The sequence below is a fragment of the Halalkalibacter oceani genome (assembly GCF_023715705.1).
Classification (GTDB): Bacteria; Bacillota; Bacilli; order Bacillales; family Bacillaceae_D; genus Halalkalibacter; species Halalkalibacter oceani_A.
Map to the genome: position 1 here is coordinate 145,089 of NZ_JAMBOS010000001.1, position 23,907 is coordinate 168,995.

The 23,907-nt window shown below is 46.4% G+C and carries 29 protein-coding genes; 22 read left to right on the forward strand and 7 right to left on the reverse strand.

Features of this window, described 5'->3' with window-relative positions:
* Positions 1-3: 3 nt before the first annotated feature.
* From coxB to M3212_RS00800, 5 genes are all read left to right on the forward strand, one after another.
* The gene (gene coxB, locus M3212_RS00780; protein ID WP_251192021.1) at positions 4-1,041 is read left to right on the forward strand and encodes a cytochrome c oxidase subunit II; all 1,038 of its coding nucleotides are present in this window, start codon (positions 4-6) and stop codon (positions 1,039-1,041) included.
* A gap of 31 nt (positions 1,042-1,072) precedes the next feature.
* Positions 1,073-2,944 carry a cytochrome c oxidase subunit I gene (gene ctaD, locus M3212_RS00785; protein ID WP_251192022.1) on the forward strand — a complete coding sequence of 624 codons (1,872 nt, stop codon included), beginning with the start codon at positions 1,073-1,075 and terminating at the stop codon, positions 2,942-2,944.
* A gap of 3 nt (positions 2,945-2,947) precedes the next feature.
* Positions 2,948-3,565: a cytochrome (ubi)quinol oxidase subunit III gene (locus M3212_RS00790; RefSeq protein WP_251192023.1), complete on the forward strand. Its 618-nt coding sequence runs from the start codon at positions 2,948-2,950 to the stop codon at positions 3,563-3,565.
* A gap of 4 nt (positions 3,566-3,569) precedes the next feature.
* Positions 3,570-3,914, forward strand: coding sequence for a cytochrome C oxidase subunit IV family protein (locus M3212_RS00795; RefSeq protein WP_251192024.1), 345 nt, complete (start codon positions 3,570-3,572; stop codon positions 3,912-3,914).
* Between the two features lie 137 nt (positions 3,915-4,051).
* Positions 4,052-4,600: a DUF420 domain-containing protein gene (locus M3212_RS00800; RefSeq protein WP_251192025.1), complete on the forward strand. Its 549-nt coding sequence runs from the start codon at positions 4,052-4,054 to the stop codon at positions 4,598-4,600.
* 115 nt (positions 4,601-4,715) lie between these two features.
* Here M3212_RS00800 and ytvI read toward each other — a convergent pair whose 3' ends face one another.
* Positions 4,716-5,774 (reverse strand): sporulation integral membrane protein YtvI, encoded by a 1,059-nt coding sequence (gene ytvI / locus M3212_RS00805; RefSeq protein WP_251192026.1) that lies wholly within the window; start codon positions 5,772-5,774, stop codon positions 4,716-4,718.
* A 193-nt stretch (positions 5,775-5,967) separates the two neighbouring features.
* On the opposite strand from ytvI, the gene M3212_RS00810 reads away from it, so the two are divergent.
* A complete protein-coding gene (locus M3212_RS00810; RefSeq protein ID WP_251192027.1) occupies positions 5,968-6,426 on the forward strand; it encodes a TcaA NTF2-like domain-containing protein in 459 nt (152 codons plus the stop codon).
* A gap of 53 nt (positions 6,427-6,479) precedes the next feature.
* Here the strand turns inward: M3212_RS00810 and M3212_RS00815 are convergent, their stop codons facing one another.
* A complete protein-coding gene (locus M3212_RS00815; protein ID WP_251192028.1) occupies positions 6,480-6,836 on the reverse strand; it encodes a YugN family protein in 357 nt (118 codons plus the stop codon).
* 282 nt (positions 6,837-7,118) lie between these two features.
* On the opposite strand from M3212_RS00815, the gene M3212_RS00820 reads away from it, so the two are divergent.
* From M3212_RS00820 to M3212_RS00835, 4 genes are all read left to right on the forward strand, one after another.
* On the forward strand, positions 7,119-8,192 hold the full coding sequence (locus M3212_RS00820) for a CAP domain-containing protein (protein ID WP_251192029.1): 1,074 nt from the start codon (positions 7,119-7,121) through the stop codon (positions 8,190-8,192).
* Positions 8,193-8,607: 415 nt separating this feature from the next.
* A complete protein-coding gene (locus M3212_RS00825) occupies positions 8,608-9,042 on the forward strand; it encodes a YlbD family protein (RefSeq protein ID WP_251192030.1) in 435 nt (144 codons plus the stop codon).
* A 16-nt stretch (positions 9,043-9,058) separates the two neighbouring features.
* Positions 9,059-9,319 carry a YlbE-like family protein gene (locus M3212_RS00830; RefSeq protein ID WP_251192031.1) on the forward strand — a complete coding sequence of 87 codons (261 nt, stop codon included), beginning with the start codon at positions 9,059-9,061 and terminating at the stop codon, positions 9,317-9,319.
* A 59-nt stretch (positions 9,320-9,378) separates the two neighbouring features.
* Positions 9,379-9,804, forward strand: coding sequence for a hypothetical protein (locus M3212_RS00835; protein ID WP_251192032.1), 426 nt, complete (start codon positions 9,379-9,381; stop codon positions 9,802-9,804).
* Here the strand turns inward: M3212_RS00835 and M3212_RS00840 are convergent.
* Positions 9,794-10,564, reverse strand: a complete 771-nt coding sequence (locus M3212_RS00840; RefSeq protein ID WP_251192033.1) for an ATP-grasp domain-containing protein — start codon at positions 10,562-10,564, stop codon at positions 9,794-9,796. The genes M3212_RS00835 and M3212_RS00840 overlap by 11 nt on opposite strands.
* Before the next feature lie 179 nt (positions 10,565-10,743).
* On the opposite strand from M3212_RS00840, the gene M3212_RS00845 reads away from it, so the two are divergent.
* The 3 genes from M3212_RS00845 to M3212_RS00855 all read left to right on the forward strand — a co-directional run bounded on the left by M3212_RS00845 (position 10,744) and on the right by M3212_RS00855 (position 13,291).
* Positions 10,744-11,187, forward strand: coding sequence for a YlbF family regulator (locus M3212_RS00845; RefSeq protein ID WP_251192034.1), 444 nt, complete (start codon positions 10,744-10,746; stop codon positions 11,185-11,187).
* A gap of 79 nt (positions 11,188-11,266) precedes the next feature.
* On the forward strand, positions 11,267-11,545 hold the full coding sequence (locus tag M3212_RS00850) for a YlbG family protein (RefSeq protein ID WP_251192035.1): 279 nt from the start codon (positions 11,267-11,269) through the stop codon (positions 11,543-11,545).
* 516 nt (positions 11,546-12,061) lie between these two features.
* On the forward strand, positions 12,062-13,291 hold the full coding sequence (locus M3212_RS00855; protein WP_251192036.1) for an MFS transporter: 1,230 nt from the start codon (positions 12,062-12,064) through the stop codon (positions 13,289-13,291).
* 230 nt (positions 13,292-13,521) lie between these two features.
* Here the strand turns inward: M3212_RS00855 and M3212_RS00860 are convergent, their stop codons facing one another.
* Positions 13,522-13,911 carry a DUF7147 family protein gene (locus M3212_RS00860; protein WP_251192037.1) on the reverse strand — a complete coding sequence of 130 codons (390 nt, stop codon included), beginning with the start codon at positions 13,909-13,911 and terminating at the stop codon, positions 13,522-13,524.
* Positions 13,912-14,259: 348 nt separating this feature from the next.
* Between M3212_RS00860 and rsmD the strand changes: the two genes are divergently transcribed.
* On the forward strand, positions 14,260-14,835 hold the full coding sequence (gene rsmD / locus M3212_RS00865) for a 16S rRNA (guanine(966)-N(2))-methyltransferase RsmD (RefSeq protein ID WP_251192038.1): 576 nt from the start codon (positions 14,260-14,262) through the stop codon (positions 14,833-14,835).
* Complete coding sequence (coaD, locus tag M3212_RS00870; RefSeq protein ID WP_251192039.1) at positions 14,828-15,310, forward strand: pantetheine-phosphate adenylyltransferase; 483 nt, start codon at positions 14,828-14,830, stop codon at positions 15,308-15,310. Before rsmD ends, coaD begins: the two co-directional genes overlap by 8 nt.
* Before the next feature lie 70 nt (positions 15,311-15,380).
* Here coaD and ylbJ read toward each other — a convergent pair whose 3' ends face one another.
* Positions 15,381-16,604, reverse strand: a complete 1,224-nt coding sequence (ylbJ, locus tag M3212_RS00875) for a sporulation integral membrane protein YlbJ (RefSeq protein ID WP_251192235.1) — start codon at positions 16,602-16,604, stop codon at positions 15,381-15,383.
* A 150-nt stretch (positions 16,605-16,754) separates the two neighbouring features.
* Between ylbJ and M3212_RS00880 the strand changes: the two genes are divergently transcribed.
* Together M3212_RS00880 and M3212_RS00885 are read left to right on the forward strand one after the other, a co-directional pair.
* The gene (locus M3212_RS00880; RefSeq protein ID WP_251192236.1) at positions 16,755-17,540 is read left to right on the forward strand and encodes a patatin-like phospholipase family protein; all 786 of its coding nucleotides are present in this window, start codon (positions 16,755-16,757) and stop codon (positions 17,538-17,540) included.
* A complete protein-coding gene (locus tag M3212_RS00885; protein ID WP_251192040.1) occupies positions 17,537-18,580 on the forward strand; it encodes a SepM family pheromone-processing serine protease in 1,044 nt (347 codons plus the stop codon). Before M3212_RS00880 ends, M3212_RS00885 begins: the two co-directional genes overlap by 4 nt.
* Here the strand turns inward: M3212_RS00885 and M3212_RS00890 are convergent.
* Positions 18,577-19,797 carry a nucleotidyltransferase gene (locus tag M3212_RS00890; protein WP_251192041.1) on the reverse strand — a complete coding sequence of 407 codons (1,221 nt, stop codon included), beginning with the start codon at positions 19,795-19,797 and terminating at the stop codon, positions 18,577-18,579. The genes M3212_RS00885 and M3212_RS00890 overlap by 4 nt on opposite strands.
* A 192-nt stretch (positions 19,798-19,989) precedes the next feature.
* Between M3212_RS00890 and M3212_RS00895 the strand changes: the two genes are divergently transcribed.
* From M3212_RS00895 to M3212_RS00905, 3 genes are all read left to right on the forward strand, one after another.
* Entirely contained in the window at positions 19,990-20,505 is a 516-nt protein-coding gene (locus M3212_RS00895) for a YceD family protein (RefSeq protein WP_251192042.1), read from the forward strand.
* 94 nt (positions 20,506-20,599) lie between these two features.
* Positions 20,600-20,773 carry a 50S ribosomal protein L32 gene (gene rpmF, locus M3212_RS00900; RefSeq protein ID WP_251192043.1) on the forward strand — a complete coding sequence of 58 codons (174 nt, stop codon included), beginning with the start codon at positions 20,600-20,602 and terminating at the stop codon, positions 20,771-20,773.
* A gap of 293 nt (positions 20,774-21,066) precedes the next feature.
* Complete coding sequence (locus tag M3212_RS00905; protein WP_251192044.1) at positions 21,067-21,675, forward strand: RsfA family transcriptional regulator; 609 nt, start codon at positions 21,067-21,069, stop codon at positions 21,673-21,675.
* Positions 21,676-21,843: 168 nt separating this feature from the next.
* On the opposite strand, the gene M3212_RS00910 is transcribed toward M3212_RS00905, so the two are convergent.
* Positions 21,844-22,359, reverse strand: coding sequence for an N-acetyltransferase (locus M3212_RS00910; protein WP_251192045.1), 516 nt, complete (start codon positions 22,357-22,359; stop codon positions 21,844-21,846).
* Positions 22,360-22,566: 207 nt separating this feature from the next.
* Here M3212_RS00910 and M3212_RS00915 point away from each other — a divergent pair, with 207 nt between their 5' ends.
* Positions 22,567-23,487, forward strand: coding sequence for a 2-dehydropantoate 2-reductase (locus M3212_RS00915; protein WP_251192046.1), 921 nt, complete (start codon positions 22,567-22,569; stop codon positions 23,485-23,487).
* Complete coding sequence (locus M3212_RS00920; RefSeq protein ID WP_251192047.1) at positions 23,484-23,867, forward strand: DUF3397 domain-containing protein; 384 nt, start codon at positions 23,484-23,486, stop codon at positions 23,865-23,867. Before M3212_RS00915 ends, M3212_RS00920 begins: the two co-directional genes overlap by 4 nt.
* The last annotated feature ends 40 nt before the right edge of the window (positions 23,868-23,907 follow it).

Here is a 23,907-nt window from a genome sequence, read left to right on the forward strand (position 1 = left end):
CAGATGAAACTAAGGAAAACCGTATGGCGTTTTCTACCTCTCTCATTGTTAGTCTTTTTGCTAACTGGCTGTCTGGGAGAAACAAACTTAACTGCCCTCGATCCAAAGGGGCCGCAGTCACAATGGATTTTTGACAAAATGCTTTTATCTTTGTATATTATGGCATTTGTCACAATTGTCGTATTTGCAATCTTTTTCATTATCCTTGCAAAGTATCGTCGTAAAGCTGGTGACGATGAGCTTCCTAAACAAGTTCACGGGAGTACGGCACTGGAAATCACATGGACAGTTATTCCCATTATCCTGCTAATCATTTTAGCTGTTCCAACAATTACGGGAACATTTATGATGGCAGATGACGAACCGGATCCTGAAGTTGGGGAGAATACTGTCGAAATTAAAGTAACAGGTCACCAGTTCTGGTGGCAGTTTGATTATGAAAATGAAGGATTTACTGCTGGTCAGGAAGTGTACATACCTGTCGGTGAGAAGGTGCTATTTGAATTGCATGCACAAGATGTTATGCACTCCTTCTGGGTTCCGGCATTAGGTGGTAAGATTGACACGATTCCTGGTATTACGAACTCTATTTGGTTAGAAGCGGATGAGCCAGGCACTTATAAAGGGAAGTGTGCCGAGCTCTGTGGTCCTGCTCATGCCTTGATGGACTTCAAAGTCATCGCCTTGGAGCGACCTGAGTATGATCAATGGGTTGCAAACATGCAGGCTGAAGTTGAAGAGCCGACGGATGCCCTTGCTCAGCAAGGTCGCGAGCTTTTCGGCGCTGACGGCTTAAGCTGTATTAGCTGTCACGCTGTCGGTGGAACCGGTACTGCTGCTGGGCCGGCGCTGACGAACTTTGCTGATCGTGAGGTTATTGCGGGTTATCTTGAAAATGATGATGAAAATCTTGCTGCGTGGATTCGTGATCCGGCGTCATTGAAGCAAGGGAATAACATGCCTTCTTTCCCGCAAATTAGTGACGAAGAAATGGAAGCACTTATTGCTTACCTTCGTTCGCTATCTGTGAATGAACAATAAAGACAAATTGAAAAAAGAGGAGGTTAACCCTTTGGCTACACATAAACAGGAAAAAAGCGTCGTCTGGGATTGGTTAACAACGGTTGATCATAAAAAACTTGGTATAATGTACTTGATCGCCGGGGCGCTTTTCTTTGTTAAAGCTGGTGTAATGGCGCTTTTTATGCGGATCCAGCTCATGTATCCTCAAATGGATTTCTTAAGTGGGCAAACATTTAACGAATTCATTACGATGCATGGTACAATCATGCTCTTTTTAGCGGCTACACCTTTGTTATTCGGGTTTATGAACTTTGTGATTCCCCTCCAAATCGGAGCGCGGGATGTGGCGTTTCCATTTGTAAACGCCCTTGGCTTCTGGATTTTCATGGCCGGTGGACTTTTGCTTAGCACAAGCTGGTTCTTTGGCGGCGGTCCGGATGCTGGTTGGACAGCGTATGTTCCGTTATCAAGCCGTGATTATGCCGGACTTGGGTTGGATTTTTACGTGCTCGGTCTTCAAGTAGCGGGTATTGGTACGCTTGTATCAGCGATTAACTTTCTAGTAACGATTGTGAACATGCGTGCTCCTGGTATGACAATGATGCGTTTACCATTGTTTGTCTGGACATCGTTTGTTACATCAACATTGATTTTATTTGCTTTCACACCACTTGCTGCTGGCCTTGCTCTTCTTATGCTTGACCGTCTCTTTGATGGGCAGTTCTTCATACCGAGCATGGGGGGGAACGTTGTACTCTGGCAGCATATTTTCTGGATTTTTGGTCACCCTGAGGTATATATTCTTGTATTGCCGGCCTTCGGTATTATTTCAGAAGTTATTCCGGCCTTCTCAAGAAAGCGTTTGTTCGGTTATACAGCGATGGTATTTGCGACAATGATCATCGCCTTCCTAGGCTTCATGGTTTGGGCTCACCACATGTTTACAGTGGGTATGGGACCTGTTGCAAACTCCATTTTTGCGGTGGCGACGATGACAATCGCCGTTCCGACCGGGATTAAGATCTTTAACTGGCTTTTCACGATGTGGGGCGGGAAGATTACATTTAATACAGCGATGCTGTTTGCTTCTTCTTTCGTACCGACATTCGTACTTGGTGGGGTCACAGGGGTTATGCTTGCGATGGCGCCGGTCGACTACCTGTATCATGACACATATTTTGTTGTTGCTCACTTCCATTACATTATCGTTGGTGGTATCGTTCTTGCATTATTTGCCGGATTATTTTACTGGTATCCGAAAATGTTCGGTCATAAGTTGAATGAAACGCTTGGTAAGCTGTTTTTCTGGATTTTCTATATCGGCTTCCATTTAACATTCTTTGTTCAACATTTGCTAGGACTAATGGGTATGCCGCGTCGTGTATACACGTATCTTGGCGACCAAGGGCTTGATGCCTTTAACTTTATCAGTACGATCGGGACATTCTTCATGTCAACAGCGGTCATTATCCTGGTAATTAACATCATTTACTCTGCGTACAAAGGAGAGCGCGTCACAGTTGCTGACCCTTGGGATGCTCGTACACTTGAATGGTCAATTCCAACTCCAGTACCTGAGTATAATTTTGCACAAACTCCACAGATTCGTTCTTTGGATCCACTTTTCTACGAAAAGGTGCATGGTGACGGGACAATGAAGCCGGCTGAACCGCTAGGTGAGATTCATATGCCGAACGGCTCCATTTTACCATTAATTATGGCAGTTGGTCTTTACTTTGCTGGTTTTGGCTTTATCATGCTAAACATGGAAAATCCGCTTATTAATCCTTGGATTGTAGCGGTTGGCGGTTTGGCGATTACATTCGGTTGTATGTTTATTCGTTCAGTCAAAGAAGACCACGGCTATCATATTCCTGTGGAAACGATTAAAGCTGATTTGCAGTCGAAAGGAGGGAACTAAGAAATGGCGGGTGCAGTTGACACTTCAAAAGGGCTTCCTTCGCATCCTGAGAGAGCGACATTGGAAGGGAAAAACAAGTTTCTCGGTTTCTGGTTCTTCCTTGGTGGTGAAACAATTCTGTTTGCAACGTTCTTTGGAACGTACTTAGGGCTAAGAAATGGGATTGCTGATGGTCCATCTTCTCAGGAGATGTTCCAGCTCCCTTTAGTCTTTATTATGACAATGCTTCTTTTAACAAGTAGTTTGACGAGTGTGCTGGCAATGTTTGCTATGAAGAAAAATAATTTCGGCACTTTTAAAATCTGGATGTGGATTACAGTCCTGCTCGGACTTGGCTTCCTAGGATTCGAAATTTTTGAGTTCTATGAGTATGTCCTTCATGGATTCGGTTATACGACAAGTGCATTTTCTTCATCATTTTTCACATTGGTTGGTCTGCACGGAGCTCATGTAACCTTTGGATTGTTCTGGATTATGACGCTCCTCATTCGCTATAATAAGAGCGGAATTACGTTAACAAATGCTCCTAAATTTTATGTCGCCTCGTTATATTGGCACTTTATCGATGTAGTGTGGGTATTCATCTTCACTGTCGTTTATCTTATGGGAGTAGGAGGTTGATCGTATGGCAGATAACTTAAGTCAACCATTTGAGAAAAGTGCAATGACAGAAGAAGAAAAGCGTAAAACGAACAAAGAGATTCGTCGGCAAATTATTGTGTTTGCGTTAATGATCTTTTTGACGATTATTGCTTTTTTAGCGGTGAGTGCTGATATTATTCCAAGAACATTTGCCGTGCCGTTCATCTTGATTTTAGCTGTTATCCAGCTTGCGCTTCAGTTGCTGTTCTTCATGCATCTGAAAGATAAGGATCACGGTTGGGCGACAGCATTTATGGTATCTGGAATCTTTGTTACGATGCCGACAATTGCTGCGCTAATGTTACTTCTTGGTGTTGTGAAATATTAAGCTGATTTTAGAGGGCATCCGAAAGCGAACGCTTTTTGGATGCCCTCTGTCATGTTCATAAGATTGTAAATGCTTTAATTTTAGCAACGGCTGCCGGTCATGTATAATAGGAAAGAAAGAGAAAAGGAGTGATTCATATGAAGGAAACGGCAATCGACCGTCCCCATAAAAAACGCAATTATAAACCAGCTATTATTATGATTACCATTCTTGTGAACGGATTGGTCGTTATTCTGTCCGGACTGCCTGGATACGAAAATTTCACTGCGTTCGATGTCACGATTTTGCCGATGATGAATGCGATCTTTAACAGCTTTACTTTCTTATTTTTAGTAGCGGCTCTTGCAGCGATTTTAAAAAGAAATATCACCGTCCACCGGCGCTTTATTTATGCCGCTTTTGTTACGACGACATTGTTTCTTGTTACGTATGTAACGTATCATTTCCTCTCGCCTTCCACTCCATATGGAGGGACAGGCTTCATGGCGGGACTGTATTACTTTATTTTGATTACCCATATCATCCTTGCTGCCGTTATTGTACCGCTTGCTTTAACAGCGGTCGCCAGGGCATGGAATCTGGAAAATGAACGCCACCGCAAAATCGCGCGCTGGACGATGCCGATTTGGCTCTATGTCAGCCTGACAGGAGTCGTCGTCTACTTGATGATCTCCCCGTACTATTGAGAGCCTGAGACAAAACTAGCTTTGGACCTATCGGCAATGGCTTCACAGAGGCCATTGAACTCGAAAAAGCTGCTGGAAAAGTGTAAATCATACTTTTTCAGCAGCTTTTTCTTTCCTATACTTTAAAGTTCATTTTGATAATCCCGGCTTCCTTTGCAGACGTAAAGGCAATCACGATCAGCGGCCCGATGATAAAGCCCATGACCCCGAACAGCATGAGACCGAGGTACATCGCAATTAAGGTTGCCAGTGGGGAAAGGCCAATCTGCTGCCCCATTACTTTTGGCTCCACTGTCCGCCGGATGATAAGCAGAATCGCGGCAAGAATGAGCAATTGTGTACCGATCGCGATATTGCCAGCCACTAATTGAAAAATGGCCCATGGGGCTAAAATGACAATGGAACCGATGAGCGGGATAAAGTCGATAATCCAAATAATAAAAGCCATCAGTAACGCAACTTCGGGTGCAATGAGCAAAAGACCGAGCAGCGAAACAATAAAGATAATAATACTGACTAGGAACTGTGCTTTAATGAAGCCCCAGACGACATAACGAAGACGGGATGTCATAAAATTGACCTTCTCTTTCGTTTTGTCGGAAAGGTAAGCAAACAGTTTTACTTTTAAGCTTGGCAGTTCGAGCATAAACAAAAATAAGGCGATTAAATAAACAAGGAACGTAACAAGATATCCCGGGATACTGGAAATGACCGAAGCGATATCATTGATTAAATTACGGTCACTGATCGTCGCCCGCATTTCATTTAGTGCTCTCGTGACCTGAATATTAATTTCCTGTACAATTTCAGGAGGTAAGTTTTCGTATTCATTTTCTAAATTGCGTTGCATGTTTAACCAGGCGCGATTTAGATCATTAATATATTGCGGCAGGTTTTCAACAACGGCGGTGCTTTGCGTAACAACCTGCGTCGTTAAGTAATAGCCTGATAATCCGATAAAACAAACAAACAGGGTGAAAATAATCATAACGGCTATGTTTCGTTTCACCTTAGCCCGCTTTTGCAGCATATAAACAGCAGGTGACAAAATCAGAGCGGTCACAAAGGCTGTAATCAGCGGTAGAGAGACTGGTAAAATAAAGTAGGCTAATACAACTAAGATGATAATTGAAAGCAATATTAGAAATGTTCGTTTTGTCAGTAGTGCTGCCAATTTGGGACTCCTCTCATACACAATACAAGCTATCTTTATTATAGTATGAAGCAGAAATATTTAACAGTGACAAGCGTTTTAAATTTTTTTCGTGTTCACATTACTTTCTTCACTCCTGCGGACCTAAGCTCTCGATGTATGCTATAATCAGCAAGACTGGAGAAATAGAGATAAACAAACAAGGGGTTTTAACGTGAAAAAGCTACTCGTACTATCATTTATTATGTCCATATCCATTTTATGTACGGCCTGTTTTTCAACAGAGCCAGAGCATTTGGTTGAAGCAGATGAAGACCTCACGGCAGAGGTGACGGCTTTTGCCAGAGCTTATAAGGAAACGATGGTTGAATCCGTTAATACAGGTGACTTTAATCGGATGGAGTCATACTTAATTACGAATAACAGCTATTACCATTCCTTACGCCGCTATGTTGAAGAGCTTCACAGTGAACAGACGACGAAAACGTTAGATAGCTTCCGTATTGATAAAGTGTATGTCGATGAAATTGATGAAATTCATGCCGATGCGTATGAAAAAGTTATTTTACATGAGCGGACGGAAGACAAAATAATTGAGAGAAACGTCCGTTACGAGATGATCCGCGGTGGAAATGAAGGGCTGCGCATTGTTACAATCAGGGAAAGACAGTAACGTTCCGCGCGTTTTTAAAAAGGCTGACCCATGAAAGCGGGACAGCCTTTTTCTTATTTCTCGTTTTCCTCAAGCATTTTCTTTAACAGCTCAAGCTTCTTATTGCATTTGTCAATGATTGGCTGCGGGAAGGTTTCTCCTTCATATTCGACACCATGTGGGTAATAGTGTTTACCCAGAATAGGTGTCATCAGCTTGATAATCGTATCATCATGCGGAATATCCCCTTTAATCGCATAAGCCGGCAAACGCAGGTAATAAATGTCATCCTGATTTACAATTTTGTAGTCAAACATGACCCGCTCGTAATCCCACTGTCCTGCGTGAACAAGACCGATCGATTCTGCAGCGTAGCGAACCGTTTCAAATTTAAATTCTTTATCTGCAAGTCCTATATGCTCGAATTTCACTACGAATACGCCTCCAATTCATTATATGTACTCTACTTATGATAGTATGAAAAAGCTTCGGTTGCAACGTTTGAATGGTGAATGTTTTATGGAGATTGAAATGTGGAAAAAAAGGGTAAGACCTTCGGGTGGAAATCTGGCTTTACGAGGCGGCTGCCGGGTGATTCGACACGGTCATCGTGAGAAAGACAGAAGGTTACATTGTTAGTGAAAGGAGTCAGGGCCAAGACTTCGAAATAGATAAGAGGTAGAAGTAGCCGCAGCAAAAAGGAGAGGGTTGACTTGAAAAAGGGCTTTGTTGTTGGAATCGGGATCTGTTTATTTGTTTTTCTGATTGCTTTTGAAACGATGTTTGCGCAGCAAATCAAGGAATGGTTTGGCTCTTCTTCAGAGGTGACAGAGATTGTTGAGGAGCCTGAAGAGCAAACTGGAGATAGAGAAGAGCTTTTAGCAGCAGAAGAAAATCACAGCCCGAGCATAGATGCGATTGGCCTGATCGGAATGCGAGAGGAGGAAGTGAGGCAGCAGTATGGTGAGCCGGCGCGAATAGATCCTTCCGCCTATGGCTATGATTGGTGGATTTATCCTTTATCCGAATTGTCCTACATGCAAATTGGCGTCGACGAGGCGCAGGTTGTCACGGCCTTTATCGCCGGCAACCTTTTACAGGATTTAGGCTTTCTCGACAGTGGTGAAACCTACGCTGAAATAAACGCCGATCTTTCGTTTTCCAGGGAAGTCGATGTCAACTGGAGCTTCCGTTTTCAGTTATCGGATGAAGATTTGCGCATGCGTCCGCTCATTCAGCTGGATGATCAATGGCTTCAGCTATATTTTGATACGTTTACTGGAGAGCTTTCAAGTGTCCGGTTGTTGACGGAAGAAGTCTTGCTCTTGCAGCGCCCTTATTCTGTGACATATCGCGGAGATTTGCCGGTCGCTCCCGAGTTGTCGGCACAGCAATGGGCCGAGATTGAAAAAGGAGAGGCGAGACAAATATTTGATCTGACCAATCTGATCCGGCACCGGCATGGACTCGCTCCAGTTGAATGGGATGACGAGGTAGCGAACGTCGCTTATTTGCACAGTAAGGATATGAATCAGGGAAATTATTTTTCCCACACATCGCCGACCTACGGTGAGCTTGGCGACCGTTTTGAAAACGGGGGAATTCCCTTTAGAGCGGTTGGAGAAAATATTGCCGCGAAGTATGTAGACGGAGCAGCGGCCGTCGAAGGCTGGCTGAACAGTGAAGGCCACCGGGCGACACTGCTCCATGAAGAATTTACCCACCTCGGCGTCGGCGTCTATCAGGATTACTACACCCAAAACTTCATGACCCCCTTTGATTTATAGAAGCTGCCCCGACCGGGGCAGCTTCTATTAGCAATGAGCGGAGCCGCTGCAAGGTTTTGAGGTCTGCCAGGAATGGTTTTCTCCTGGCAGAGGAGCAGCGAGTGGAGCCATTGCAAAGACCAAGGCTCTTCCTTACGTCACATCTCTTTAAGCAGGGAGCGGAGTCTGCGCAAGTTTTTAACATTTGTACCGAAGTGATTTTCTTCGGTGCAAATTTGCGCAGAACGGAGCCGCTGCCATGTTTCTACTACTCAATTTCGCCTTCGTCTTAGCATCTTCTTTTAAATGAGCGGAGCCGTTGCCGGCAAGATCCATTCTCTCACGTCCCGGTCACAAAAAAATTTAAAAAATGGGCGAACCAAGGACTAGGCTCATTTGTAAGCTATAGTATGACAGGAAAAAGAAGGTGAATTTAATGGAGAAAAATCAGGAATTACACCCTTCTGTTCAGCAATTTAAAGAGTTTATGAAACAGCATCCGGCGCTCATTACCGAAGTGAAAGCCAACCGGCGCTCGCTTCAAACGATTTTTGAAGAATGGTCGGTATTGGGAGCCGAGCATGAGCAGTGGCAAACCTACCGTTCAGTGAAGGCTGACACTTCGCATGCCCAGGAAACAGCGGAAGAAGAAACGGCCGCACATACAGCCTCAGCTTCAACGGCTTCTGATACGCTTGGACAGGTGATGGGCCTGATTCGGCGGATGAACGTTCAGGACTTGCAAAATCATCTGGCTCAATTCAGCTCGGTGCTGGCAAATGTCCAAAACGTGATTCAGACGTTCCAGCGGCCGACGAATCAGCCTTCCCAGAAACCGCAGGACCATCCATTTTCATTTCGCCGCGATTAAGAAGGAGGGGGAGTAAGTGAGACGTGATGTGCTGCAAGTGCTGCAAGCTTCGCCCGAACTGCGACAATATGTCAGACAGCATCCGGTCTGGTATCGCCGCTTAGCGAGAGATCCGGGACAATTGCAGGCGATGGAGAAAGAAGCTAACTATTTTTATGGCCGGACATTGCCGCAGCGGGTCGAGAAAATGCAAAATCAGCTTGGATTGGCGATGATGATGATTGAGATGCTGAGGATGGGGCAGGCGACAGTGGCGCAAGCGCAGGCCGGACAGTAAAATCGTCGAATAGTCCGTTTGCGGCAGGGAACCCTATCAGTAGGGAAGGGGTGAGCTGAGTGAAGCAGATGTGGCTAACAATTCTTATTTTCAGCACAATCTGTGCAGTCAGTCTTCATGTTGAGGCGGCCGATCAGCAGGTTCATTCGTCTTCGATCCGTGTCACACCATTGCAAAATGTTGAAGTGATTGAAATTAAGTCAGAGCAGGAGCTGGTTGTGACCCATCAGGTGAAAGATGAAAGGATCTATGTCGAATGCTTTCTCAATGATTTTATGCTTTCAGAGGAAAAGGCTGGATCTTTGCACGAGCAAGGTGAAGGCCATTTGCGGTTATATGTCGATGATGAGCATGTTGCGACCTTGTTCGAAGCGGCATTTATCATTGAAGGATTAGCACCGGGAGAGCATACCATTACAGTTTCGGCTGTGAAAAATGATCGCTCTCCATACGGGTTTGATTCAACCTTTTCCGTTACTCTTTAACAAGCGCGCTAATATACTTGTAAATATGCTGTTCGACGGAGACGCCCAGCTGCTGAAAGCCCTGATTGCCAAAAAGCGTGTTGAATTCCAGAAAATAAAATTTGCCTCCGGCAGAAATGAGATCAAAGCCGGCATGATTGATGCCAAGCTGTTTGGCCGTCTGCTGGACAAGGGTTACCGCATCCTCCGGAATATCCTCAAACGAAATCCGGGCGCCCTGGGCGACATTATTGCGGAAAGAATTGCGCTCATTGATCCGCCAATAGGAGGCAATCACCTCATCACCGACAACGCAAATCCGCAAATCACGGTCAATCGGCAAATATTCCTGTACATAGAAGTAAGGGTTGTTTTCGGCATATTGATAAAACTGCTGATGATCCTCGATTAAAAAAACGCCTCTGCCCATTGAATTACGAATTTCTTTGGCGACAAAAGGAAACGGAAATTCAGCGAAAACGCGATTAATATTGTCGTCGTTCCGGCCAAGGATAACCGTTTTTGGCACATGCTCCGGACAGACGCTCCAAAGTGCGCGGGTTACTTCGATTTTATTAAAGCCAAGCTGGATGGACTGAATGCTTGGAAAAATGCTCTTTTTCATCCCGTAAACGAGTGCATTAACCTGCCAGTTTTCAGGGAAAAGGCAAATATCAGCTTCCGCAATTTTGGCACGTTCCTTAAACATATGCTCAGGCTTGACATACTTAATGCCCGGAATGCCGATCGTGCGAAACGGATTAAAGGTAACAATCTTCACTGTGTACGCCCCTTCTTCTCTCATTTTTACATAAGTCGAATGAATTATAGTCATAGATAAGCGGATTGTCAATGCTAAGGACAGGGGTCTTGAAAGGGAAAGGAATCAGTCGGGATGCCTGGTTGAATCATTCGTTTTTTTCACAAGACGTGGTATAATGCAGGGGAGGAGGTGTGGTGATGCTTGTAACCATGTCGACATTGGAATTAATGGAAGAAACGGACGCGTTAAGTCAAGCGATTCTCTTATCAGAGCCGTTTTCAGAGTATAAACGCACGAAAAATGAATTGCAAGAAGATAAAGAAGCCCAGGAGTGCATCCGGCAGTTTAACGCTATTAAAGAGCAGTATGAGGATGTGCAGCGCTTCGGGAAGTACCATCCTGACTATAAGCGGATCTCCACGGAGATTCGCGAGCGGAAGCGTGAAATGGATGTCATGCCAACTGTAGTCGCTTTTAAAAAGGCGGAGCGTGAGCTGGAGTCACTGCTGAATGAGGTTAGTGAGATCATAGCCCGCGCGGTATCCCCGACGATAAAAGTACCGACTGGCAATCCTTTCTTTGATTCGATGTCATGCAGCGGCGGCTGCGGTTCCGGCGGCAGCTGCAGCTGTGGCGGTTAAGAAAGCCGGCAAAAAGAAGATTGAAGAGCAGAAACGGTCCATGTTACAGTAGAAAGAGATGAATAAAAGGAGATAAACTATGCTAAGTTCAAAGCGCCAGGGGATTGCCGTGTGGCTGACTTCTCTTAAATTCGCCAGACAATTACGCCGGTTTGGACATGTTCACTATGTCTCAAAAAAAATGAAGTATGTCGTCTTTTATTGCGATCAGGAAAAAGTGGAAGACACAATCAAGAAGCTGGAATCCTTTCATTTTGTTCGTGAAGTAAAGCCGTCAATGCGACCGTTTATTGCGACGGAGTTTCAAAATGCAAAGCCTGACAGAGCAAAGGAATATGATTATAAAATGGGGATTTAAGAGTGTCCAAGCTTTACGGACACTCTTCAGATCCGTAGAAAACGGCTTTGAGATAGGACGCTCAAAGTCGTTTTTGTATTTTTCATATGGTTTTCCGGAGACGGCCCTGTCGGTTTGCTGTTCCTCCGGTGCCATGTTGCCAGTTTTCTCAGATTTATGTCAGCAAAAACAACTATTGTCTCTATGAATTTCTTTCGAGCCCCTTTTAGCTTTGTTCAACGCCCGCCTGGGGCCCCTCATCCCAGCAGCGAGGTCGAAGAGCCGATACCAAAAAAGCCAGGAGGAAATGAAATAACCAGTTTCCCGCGGAGAGCGAGGGCTATGTCAGCAGCGCTGGATGTACATGCTCTCATGTAATGGAAATACTGTTGTTTCCCGAAAATCAACCGTTGCCTAAATGGCAGGAAAATTGAAGAAATGGATGGAAACCGGCTCAATCTCTTTACTAAACATAGGAGAAGCGGGTTGTATATTTCGTCATACGAAATATACAATGGAAATAAGGAAGTGATTCGAATGAGCGGGTGGAAGCGAAATTTATATATTTTAATGATCTGTCAATTTCTTGTGATGAGTGCAATGACGATGATTATGCCTTTTCTTCCTCTCTATTTGCAGGAGCTCGGTGTAAGCGACCCCGGGGCCATCGGGCTATGGGCCGGCGTTATTTTCGGAGCGAACTTCTTGACGGCATTTTTATTTTCCCCATTTTGGGGACGCTTAGCTGATCGATACGGACGGAAAATGATGATTTTGCGATCCGGCTTCGGCATGGCTTTGATTATCAGCTTAACAGGCTTTGCGACAGGGCCGGTATCTCTTCTTCTTCTGCGACTTGCGAATGGCGTGATTGCCGGATTTATTCCTGCTTCAATCGGCCTTGTCGCGACGAATACGCCGAAGGAGAAGGCGGGACATGCGCTCGGATTTCTGCAGGCGGGAACAGTTGCCGGCGCGATATGTGGCCCGTTGATCGGCGGGGTCCTGGCGCAGGCTTTCGGTTTCCGGATGATTTTCTTTGTAACGGGAGCGGGACTGCTGCTGGCAACGCTAGTCGTGCTTTTTTTCGTGAGGGAATCCTTTACCCCGGCAGAGGTCAAAGAGAAGACGAATACATGGCAGGAATGGAAGCAGATTACCGGGCATCGGCCCGTCCTTGCGATTTATTTCGTGATCTTTTTTATTCAGCTGGCGATTATGGGCGTTAACCCACTGCTTTCGATCTTTGTCGAAGAGCTGACCTCTCCGGAACAGGCTGCTCTCTTTGCCGGCTTGGCCGTTTCCGTGCTTGGCTTTGGCAATATGCTCGGATCCTCACAGCTTGGCAGGCTCGGTGACAAGGTCGGTGCGCATCAAGTGTTGATTTATGCTCTGCTTGGTGCCGCTTGCTTTTCGATTCCGCTGGCGTTCGTGACGGAAATTTGGCAGCTGATCTGCTTACGTTTTTTTGTAGGACTTTGTTTAGGTGGGCTTTTGCCTTGTGCCAATACGCTCATCCGACTTCACGCCCCGGGCGGAATGGAGAGCCGGACATACGGCTTTTCAAACAGCGCGATGTATTTAGGGAATATGCTTGGCCCGGTACTTGGCGGTTCAATTGTCGCCACGGCGGGAGTGCGCGGTCTGTTTTTGATTTCGGCATTGCTGCTGCTTGGCAATGTGCTGCTCGTCAAAAAGAAAGTGATTCCACCCGCCAGCCGGCGCTTTCGTGCGGAACAACAACGGAATCAAAAAGCATTGTCATAAAAACATATTAGTAGCAGAGAAGGAAGGTCGTGGAAAGTCTATTTCAGGAGCGGTGGCTCTCCCCTCATGTAGGTAAATACGTGATGTCCTCTTCGTAAAACTTGAAAAGAGAGAAAAAGATGGCAGCGGCTCCATTCTGCGCACACTGCTTCGAGCTTGAAACAAAAGGAAATAGTTCCCCTTTTGTTTCAAGCTCCTTTTTTGTAGGAGGAAAGAAAAGACCCTCCTTGCTACTGAAGGGGCGGGATAAAACGGTTGAGGCGAAGAACGCCGATTACATATTGAAAATAAAGCTCAAGCTCGTTAAAGTCCGCGGAAGGCTTAACTTCAAGGCGATGAATCGGGGCGTCAAGTTCACGGGAGAGCTGCTCGAACAGCTGATAGCGCTCTGTTTCTTTTTCTTCCGGCGGATAAACGCCTTCCAGTGATAGATAGAGCGGCATCAGCTTCCCTGGTTCCGCGGGTTGTAAGATGACGACCAGCGAAGACTTTTTCCGTCCGGATATGACCGTATCGAGCTGAACGAGACGCTCAAGCCGGTGCCGGTTCGTGCGGGCGATTTCAAACAGTTCATATAAGTCCGTATAGCCTTCTCCTAATAAAATAAAGCGTTGAATCATGCTCATGCCTACTTTCTGTCAATTTCGATTCTAGCTGAAAATGTAGCAGATTTTGCCGGTTTTGTCGAGAAAAAAAACCTCACAAGGATGTCCTTGTGAGGTGCCTATATGCATATATTCATATGCTTGTAGGCTATGGGAGAGGAGAAACCGGAGGAAGAACTTATGGGGAAACGTAAGCCTTCTCCGCGGTTGTCGTAACACTAACAAGAGTGCTACTACTGTCAGTATGGACGAATTGCGCCCGCTTCATACATAAAAAACGAATGAAGTGCAGAAGAGGATAACGACTCTTTTTTATGGTAGGATGAAAGAGGTAATTTCGGAAAAGAAGCAGGTGAAGATGGCATGAGAGTCATATCTGGAAATAAGAAAGGACTGCCTTTAAAGGCGGTGCCCGGCAGTACGACGAGACCGACGACGGATAAGGTGAAAGAAGCGATCTTTAATATGATTGGACCGTATTTCACGGAAGGACGGGCCCTTGATCTTTATGCGGGTAGCGGGGGACTTGGAATTGAGGCATTGAGCAGGGGAGTTGAGCAGGCGATTTTTATCGATCAAAACCGTAAAGCGGTGGAAGTGATCAAGCAGAATTTAGCGAGCTGTGAGCTGACCGACCAGGCTGAAGTGTATCGAAACGAAGCGGCGCGGGCCTTGAAAGCGTTATTAAAAAGAGAGCTGACCTTCTCCCATGTGTTTCTCGATCCGCCCTATGCGAAGCAGAATCTCGTTAATGAAATCCGGATTCTTCAGGATTTTAATCTGCTTGAGCCAGCATGTACGATCGTATGTGAGCACGACCGTGCGCTGGAATTGCCTGATTGCATCGGCGATGTGAGCAAACAGCGCAGCGAAACATATGGAGACACTACGATTACGATCTACAATTATACGGATGAAGGAGGAAGTATCGATGACTAGTATTGCCGTGTGTCCAGGAAGCTTTGATCCTGTCACGTTAGGACATATTGATATTATTTCAAGAGGGGCGGCGGTGTTTGATAAGGTAATTGTCGCTGTCTTACATAATCGTAACAAGCAGCCGCTTTTCTCGGTCGAAGAACGACTCGCCCTGCTTCGGGAAGCGACGAAGCATATTGAGAATGTCGAAGTCGATGCGTTTAGTGGCCTGTTGATCGATTACATGAAAACAAAAAAGGCGCGAACAATTATTCGCGGACTGCGGGCTGTATCCGATTTTGAATATGAGATGCAGGCTGCTTCGATCAATAAGAAGCTTGGGCCGGAGATTGAAACATTTTTCATGATGACGAACAATAATTATTCGTATTTAAGCTCAAGCATTGTCAAAGAGGTGGCCAAATATGATGCCGATGTCTCCGATATTGTTCCCGAGGTTGTCGCGGCTGCCTTAAAGAAGAAATTCAGTGGTTGATAAATATGGCAGCGGCATCGAGCTTGAGACAAAAGGACCATAGACCCCCTTTTGGCTCAGGCTCTTCCTTTTATTCACTTTTTAATGAGCGCGACGCCGTTAATAAAATGAAAGTGACGAGCATCAAAAGGGTAAAAAGCGAACCATATTGGCTGAATGGCTGCCAAACCGTTTGAATCCACTGGTCGGAAGAAGCGTCGAGAAAAACGGGCAGACTCGGCCAGGCATCGGAGCCGGCCTGCTGATTGACATATACCGGCTTCCACAGGAGAAAGACGAGAACTGCAGCGAAAAAGCCGTGAAAGATGCGGGCGATAAAAAACGGTTTAAAGCGAATGTCGGTTTCCGCTAAAATACTGGCGACCTGGGCCTGGATCGAAAAGCCGCTGAATGCAAGAAAAAAGCTTGTGACGATGATTTGCGGTAGCAGATCAACATTTGTCACTTGACTGACCATTTGCGCTCCTAATGTAATTTCAAACAAGCCGGAGATGAGCGGAATGCTCAAATCGTTTGGTAATTGAAAAAAAGCGAGTATAATAGAACAAAACGAAGCAAGTACGGCTTGGATTCCGACGAGGCTTAAAATTTTGTTCAATACGGAAAACAAAATAATAAACCCTCCGATCATTAAAAGCGTCCGGACAGAAGAATGAACAGCATCACCAAGCAGCTTGCCGATCGGCCGGCCATCGCGGATGCGTTCCTCGTGCATCAGCTTTAGCGCATGGGACAGACCGCGGAAGGGAGGACGCTCACCAGACTGCTTGGCCTCTTCATCGCGTCCGTGGAACCGCATTAACAGCCCGACACAAATGTTGCCAATGTAATGCGCGAGGGCAAGGATGATGCCTAATGAGGCGTTGTGGAAAAAGCCGACGGCGATCGCCCCGAAAATAAATAATGGATTGGATGAGTTGGTGAAGCAGACGAGCCGCTCCGCTTCAATTTTGGTCACTTTTTTTTCCTGACGCAGCCGGGCGGTTATTTTGGCTCCGGCCGGATTTCCTGAGGCAAGCCCCATCGCCCAGACAAAGCCACCGACGCCGGGAACACGGAAAAAAGGCCGCATCAGCGGTTCTAGCAGGGAACCGATGAAGGTGACGACGCCAAAGCCGATTAGCAGCTCTGAAACAATAAAAAAGGGCAGCAAAGATGGAAAAACGACATCCCACCACATCTCCATACCACGAATCGAAGCATCGAGCGATTCCTTTGGATAGAGCATTAACGAAGCTGCTAATATCATGCTCGCCATGGCAAGCAAAAAGGTTTTGGTGATGGATAAGGACATCAATATATGGCCTCCTTCATGTACATAAGCATACGTGAGACATGAATAAGAAAACATGTCCGTTCATTTAACTATACGTATACAAGCCCATAATAGACCATATCATTGAAAATAAGTTCTGATTAAAGTGGGGAGATGGCGGTGAAACAGATGCGTCCTAAAATCGGTCTCGCTTTAGGGTCAGGCGGAGCACGCGGCTATGCTCATATCGGTGTCCTGAAGGCGCTTCGAAATGAAAACATCCCGATTGATATGATAGCGGGGAGCAGTATGGGGGCGTTGGTCGGCAGCTTATATGGGGCTGGTCAATCGGTGGCCCATTTGGAAAGGTTCGCAACCTTATTTCGACGGAAATACTATCTTGATTTAACGGTGCCGAAGCTCGGTTTCGTGATGGGGGTAAAGGTCAAAGAGCTGATCAGACTTCTGGCCAAGCACAAACATGTCGAGGAGCTTGAACCGCCCGTGGCGATCGTCGCGACAGATATTAAAAAAGGCGAGCGCGTCGTCATCCGTTCAGGCGACGTCGCCACGGCGGTGAGGGCGAGCATTGCGATTCCGGGTATTTTCGTCCCGGAAGAATGGAACGGCAGGATGCTCGTCGATGGCGGGGTGATTGACCGCGTTCCGGTATCTGTTGTAAAAGAAATGGGAGCAGATATTACGATCGCCGTTGATGTATCCTATTTCCGCACGGACCCGGAGCTCGCGACCATCTATGATGTGATGATGCAGAGCATGGATATTATGGCGCGTGAAATGGTCCGTTCGCAGGAGATGAACAGCTCCGTGATGATCAGGCCGATCATCAAGCATTCAAGCTCGCTTGATTTTTCCGGGGTTGAACAGCTGATTGCCTGTGGAGAAGCAGCAACAAAAGAAAAGATGGCCGCAATCAAACAATGTATTCGCGAGTGGGAGGAAAGGCATCAATGACACAATCAAAACCGTTACTTAAGAAAAGATGGATTTTTTTACTGGCTGCTTTGCTTTTTATCCATTTCTTTCAGCTTCCGTATTATTATTCGCAGCCAGGCGGCGCACTGGCCCTCGATCAGGTGATCGAAGTGGAGGATGGCTATAGGGAGGACGGCTCCTTTATGCTGACAACGGTGCAAATGGGAAAAGCCAATTTATTTTTCTATGTTTGGGCCCGTTTCAGTCCGTATCGAATGTTGTACCCGGAAGAGCAGCTCCGCTTTGAAGGGGAAACGGATGAACAGTATGAGCATCGGCAATTAATGGCGATGACGAATTCACAGGAAACGGCGAAAATCGTCGCCTATGAGCATGCCGAAAAAGACATTGACTATGTACATAAAGGAGTACTGGTGACCACGTTAATTGAAGGAATGCCGGCAGACGGCGTACTCCGGCGGGGCGATCATATTGTCGAAGTCGACGGAACACCGGTGCAAACAGCCGAGCAGCTGATTGAACTGCTCAATGGGAAAACAGCTGAGGATCAGGTCCGGCTGTCCGTGAAGCGTGAGGGACGTGTTGAGGTGGTTGAACTCGGCTTCGCGCCATTTCCAGAGGAATTCGGGCTGACCGCAGAGCGGGTCGGGATCGGCATTTCCGAGCCTATAACCGATCGTGAACTGACGTTTACCCCTGATGTTCATATTGATACGAGCCAGATCGGCGGTCCATCGGCCGGATTGATGTTTGCGCTTGAAATTTACAATCAGTTGCATGAAGAAGACTTGACAAAAGGGTATGCGATCGCCGGAACGGGGACGATTAATGAAGAAGGGCAGGTTGGCCGGATTGGCGGTGCCGCTCAAAAGGTTGTCGCAGCTGATAAGGAAGGGGCGGAGTATTTCCTAGCCCCTAACGAAAACGGCGCGCCTGACTCCAATTATCAGGAAGCATTGGCGGCCGCTGCCGATATCGGCACCGAGATGAAAATTATCCCGATTGATACATTTGATGAGGCGCTATCCTTTTTGGAAAATTTGCCGGCACGTTCCTAGTGAAGGCGGATTGGCGAGCGTTTAAACTCCTGCTGAATCTGTTCGGCTTTGATCCGGTTCGGCAGGGCAGATAAATAAATGGCAGTGGCACGCTCCTCCAGCCGGGACATCACCGCTTCTCCTTTTGGAAAGCGGGTGACGAGCGGGAGCTGCCGCTGTTTTTTCGTATCGTTTAAATAACGCCGACCGGCAGCAGTCATCCCGAGTAGACGAATATACGGCAGCGGCGTGGCCAGTCCCGCTTTCATCTCCTCCTTCGTCGTATTGGTTAGAAGATGGGTTGCCAGCCGTTGCAGGCGGGTCCATGTGTAACGCTTTGTTTTCATTTTTGTCATCCAGTCCTCAAAGGAAACGGCCGTCATCATCATTTCCTTCACCCGGTATTCCAGACCCTCCTCACATTCATAGCTAGCACGAAGGCTCTCAATCGGACTTGCCATCACTTTATAATGAAGGAGCGGGAAATAATGCTCCCATGTATGTAAGAGCGTGTAGGTTCTTTGATAGTCGCTCAGCAGCCGGAAAGTCGCCTCCGGCATCACATGCTTGCTTTGCGACAGGCCATTCTCCTTGTCCGCACACAATGCCTGACGGATGCTTGTCGCGCTCGCAATCGCGCTTTGTGGCAGTGTTTGCTCGTGGTAGTGGGCCTGCTTACGCGGCGTTGTCGAAGCCTGAATCGCGTAATTCCCTTCGCGGATCGCTTTCACATAATGATAGCCTAAAATATTGTTCGGCTCCTGAAGGCTGAGTGTAGCAGGATCAAGCTCCAACTGTTTAAATGCTTCGGCTGTCGCCCGCGGGTAGCTTAGCCCCTCTTTCATCCTCGCTTTCACAAGCCGGTTAAATGCCTCCTCATACTGCTCCATCGTCTCGACCAATGAATAAAACCGGTCGATTTCCCCACTTTCACTGCCGAAGTTGAGAAAGTCGACACCCATCTCCGCGAGAATGGTCACCGCTCCTTTTGCAAATAATTCGGCTTTTTGGGTAGAGTATAGATACGGAAGTTCGACGACGATGTCGACGCCATTGGCCAGCGCCATTTCCGTTCTGTACCATTTGGAGCAGAGAGCGGGCTCTCCCCTCTGCAAAAAAGAGCCGCTCATCACAGCGATGACAAGGTCAGCTCCTGTCTGATTTTTTGCTTCTGTCACATGATAGAGATGGCCATTATGGAAAGGATTATATTCGACGACAATACCAACTGCTTTCATTCCAACACTTCCTTTCGGGATCGCTCTTCCCGCTATTCTTTACACACATAGGAGGACATGCTACAATAAACCTCATGCTCGAAAGAGGATAAATGCTATGTTTATTATAGACAAACCGCTGTAAAGAAAAAAGGTTGACAAAAAAAAGGCGGAGAGCTATACTTAATTTTGTTGTCTTAGAGGTGATTGATCATGAAATGGTCTCTTCAGCAGCTTCAGGCTGCTAAGCATAAGCCGTTTACATTTGAGGAAACCGTTGATCTGACGAGCTTAAAAGAACAAAATGCGGAAATTCGCGCTGTCTCTCCCATTGACGTTCGTGGAGAGGTGACGTTTTCCCGTTCGCTTTGGACATTTAAGCTTCATTTATCAGGTGAATTAATTCTGCCTTGTGCAAGAACGTTGGCAGATGTCCGTTTTCCGATTGACTTGAACGTTTCTGAACGCTTTCATCCTTCGGCGGATGAGTGGATCGCGGATGAGGAAGATGATGATATTCACCCGATTGAAGGGGAATCGATCGATCTGCTTCCTTACGTGAAGGAACGGATTTTGCTTGAAATTCCGATTCAGGTTTATGCCGATGATGAGGCGCAGCGTCAGGCACCACCATCAGGAACGGATTGGGAGCTTGTCACGGAAGAACAGCAGAAAAACCGGATTGATCCGCGGCTTGCTGATTTAGCGAAGTTTTTTGATAAGGAATAGGAAAATCGAAGCTCCGGCATTGCTCGGCCTTCATTTCATAAAGCCAGTCATATGCTGGTATTGAAGAATTGAATTCTGTAAGGAGGTGGGAATGATGGCAGTACCTTTTAGAAGAACGTCTAAAACTCGTAAGAATAAGCGTCGTACTCACTATAAGTTAGCAGTACCTGGCATGACGAAGTGTCCTGAGTGTGGAGAATTAAAGCTTGCGCACCGTGTTTGTAAAGAGTGTGGCTCTTACAAAGGCCAGGAAGTTATTAACAAATAATTGATCATTGGATTCAATTAGAGAGGGGATCCAAAAGGTTAAGCGAAACCTTTTGGATCCCCTCTTTTTTGTATGCCGATAAACAGCCCTCCTTATGAGAAAGTGAATACATTATCAACAATTGGTCATAATTCTAATAGAATGGCATAATTTTTTGTTGAAAGACTCAGACAGGATAAACTAACTCAGCTTGAGCGGGGAAATGCCTTTGGCGTTTTTCTTAATTGTACGTCTTTCTACTCTAGTAGATGCATACAGTATAAGCAACGAAACTTTAGGGAGGGGCTAATTCTATGACCACAATCCGACAAGATGCATGGACTGCAGATGAAGATTTAATTTTAGCTGAAGTTGTTCTCAGACATATCAGGGAAGGAAGCACTCAGCTTGCCGCGTTTGAGGAAATTGCCGAGCGGCTCTCAAGGACAAGTGCGGCTTGCGGTTTCCGTTGGAACTCAACGATCCGGAAAAAATATGAATCGGCAATCGCGCTCGCAAAGAAGCAGCGCACGAAAAATAAGAAAGGAAAAGCGGTCCAGGAGAGCAAATGGCAGGAGGAAGCCAGTGAGGAGCTGACCGTTCAAAAGAGCCCAGCTGAGCAGACAGAACAAGAGGCGGAGCAAAAGCGGGAGAGCGAGGTCGTGACCGTCGGGACAAATGCTGCGCCGGCGCCGTTGACGATGGAGCAGGTGCTTGACTTTTTACACGATTATCATCAAAACCAGCAGCAGGCTGTAGCGAAAGATGTGGAAAGCCTGCAAAAAGAAAATGAAGCGCTAAAGCAGGAACTAGAAAAAGTAAAAGAAGATAAACGGATCATGGCTGAAGATTACCGCGCGTTGTTGTCGATCATGGATCGCGCCAGAAAAATGTCGGGCTATCAGCATGCCGCAGAATCGTAGGGCAGTGATCTGTGCACAGAGCATAGAAACGTAGAGGGGCCGGGGAAAAGGTGATTTAACCTTTTTCCCCGGCCCCTAAGCAACGGGATGAAGGCAAAGTAGAGCGATTGCTACTACATGCTAACCCGTTTTGTCATCGTCTCTCTCTTTGCCGGCCGGCTGACTTCTTTAAAGCTCTTCGTTTGACTCGACGTTGACCGGAGAGGTGTTTTCCTGCTGTTCCTGGACACCTGCCGGATACCAGACATACGGGCTTTCTCCGCGGTCGCGCGCCGGCTGGTATGTAACAGGCTCAAAACCCATATAATTCCAAAAACCGCCGGAGCCTTGACGGGCATTCGTCTTGATCGGCAAATTGAACGATTTGGCAAAATCGACGAGCGCTTTTCCGTACCCTTTCTTGCGGTATGGTTCAAGCACTTCCAATTTCCATAATTCCAAATAATCCTGCGGCGGTTCGAAATAACGGTCAAATTTCGCTTCGATTTTATACAAGCTCATGCGGGCAACCAGTTTTTTACCAAAATAAATCCCGTAGAACGGTGATTCACTATCATTTTCAATAATATTCGCTTCTAAATCATCTTTCATGGAAAGTTCAGCAGCCCCGAACTCTCGGAAGTTCTTGAATTCTTCTAATGTTTTGTAGTTCACCAATAAGCGTGTCACTTCATGATTTCCCATTTAGCATTCCTCCCGATTTCCAATGATTATGTCTTTACCCTTTTATTTTACTACAAGTCGGTGGGAAAGCGTTTAAAAAAACAAAAATTTCTAGCATAACAGGAATAATTCCAATAATCAGAATATAAACGATAGGCATGAAAGGCTAGTAATATGGTACAATTTTCATAAGTGAAACTAGTTGATAGAAGAAGGGGTTTAGAACGCATGAAGGTTGCGATTGTCGGGGCGGGTGCAATCGGGCTGCTCGCGGCCTATTATCTGGCGGGCCACAAGCACGATGTTACCTTATTGACACAGCGAAAGGAACAAGCGGAAAAAATCAACAGACACGGGCTGAAGTTGATCGATTCATATGGGGCGACCCGGCTGAAACCGGTTAAAGCACAAGCATTAGCCGATTTAACGGAAACCGATCAACTCGATGTCGTGATTTTGACCGTGAAATCATACAGTGTGAAAGACGTGCTTTTCCAATTGAGGGAGAAGCGGATTTTCGCGATTTTATTTTTGCAAAATGGGCTGTCCCATATCGAATACTTGGCGGACCTGCCAATTGCGACTGTCGCCGTTGGGGTAATGGAGCATGGAGCCGTACGGGAAAATGATCAGACCGTCCGCCATACCGGCCGTGGCCGCTTGAGATGGGGATACGTCAGAAAAGGAGCCGAGCTCCTTGATGAACTGTTCGTGGCGGGGGCTGATAAAGAGGCGTTTCCGATTGATTATGAAGATGACTGGCTCGATATACTGCAGCAAAAACTGATTGTCAATGCCTGCATTAATCCACTGACCGCGTTGCTGGCAGTAAAAAACGGCGAGCTCGTTAAAAACGAAGCAGCGAAAGAGATGATGAAGGCGATATTTAGTGAAGTAATGCAGGTGTTGGAGCGTGAAGATGACGAAAAAAGATGGGCTCACGTTGTCCGTGTTTGCGAGCAGACAGCGGCGAATACGTCGTCCATGCTCGTTGATCTTTCCAATCGGCGTCGGACAGAAATCTCAAGTATTACCGGCTATCTCGTCAGGCTTGCCGGACAAAAGCAGCTTGCCGTGCCGGTCCTGGACTTTGTTAACAAAGCGATTATCGCAAAAGAAGATGCTGCAAGAAGGGAGGGAGACGATTGAGTCAGGTTCTTTCATGGTTTATCGCGACAGTCATTACCCTGCCTTTGCTGGGCTGGTATGTACTCTATCTGATAACGGTAAAACTGACAAAAAAGAAAGCAAGAGCCATACGGGTCGCCTCCGATGGAAGTGTGGTCTTATTTATGGCGGCTGTTTATTTTATCATGTACGAGCTTTGGGGGCGCTCTTTTTTATGGATGATTTTGGCGATTTTCTTTTTTATTGCGATGGTTTTCACCTGGCTTCACTGGCAGGCGGCTGGAGATATTTATACACGCAAGCTGTTAAAGGGAATCTGGCGCGTTAACTTCCTGCTATTCTTTTTCCTTTACTTAGTACTGAGTGGCTATGGACTAATCTCGCGCCTGATTACATCCTGAGTAGCTGATCCAGTTCATAATGTTTGGTGATCACAAAAGT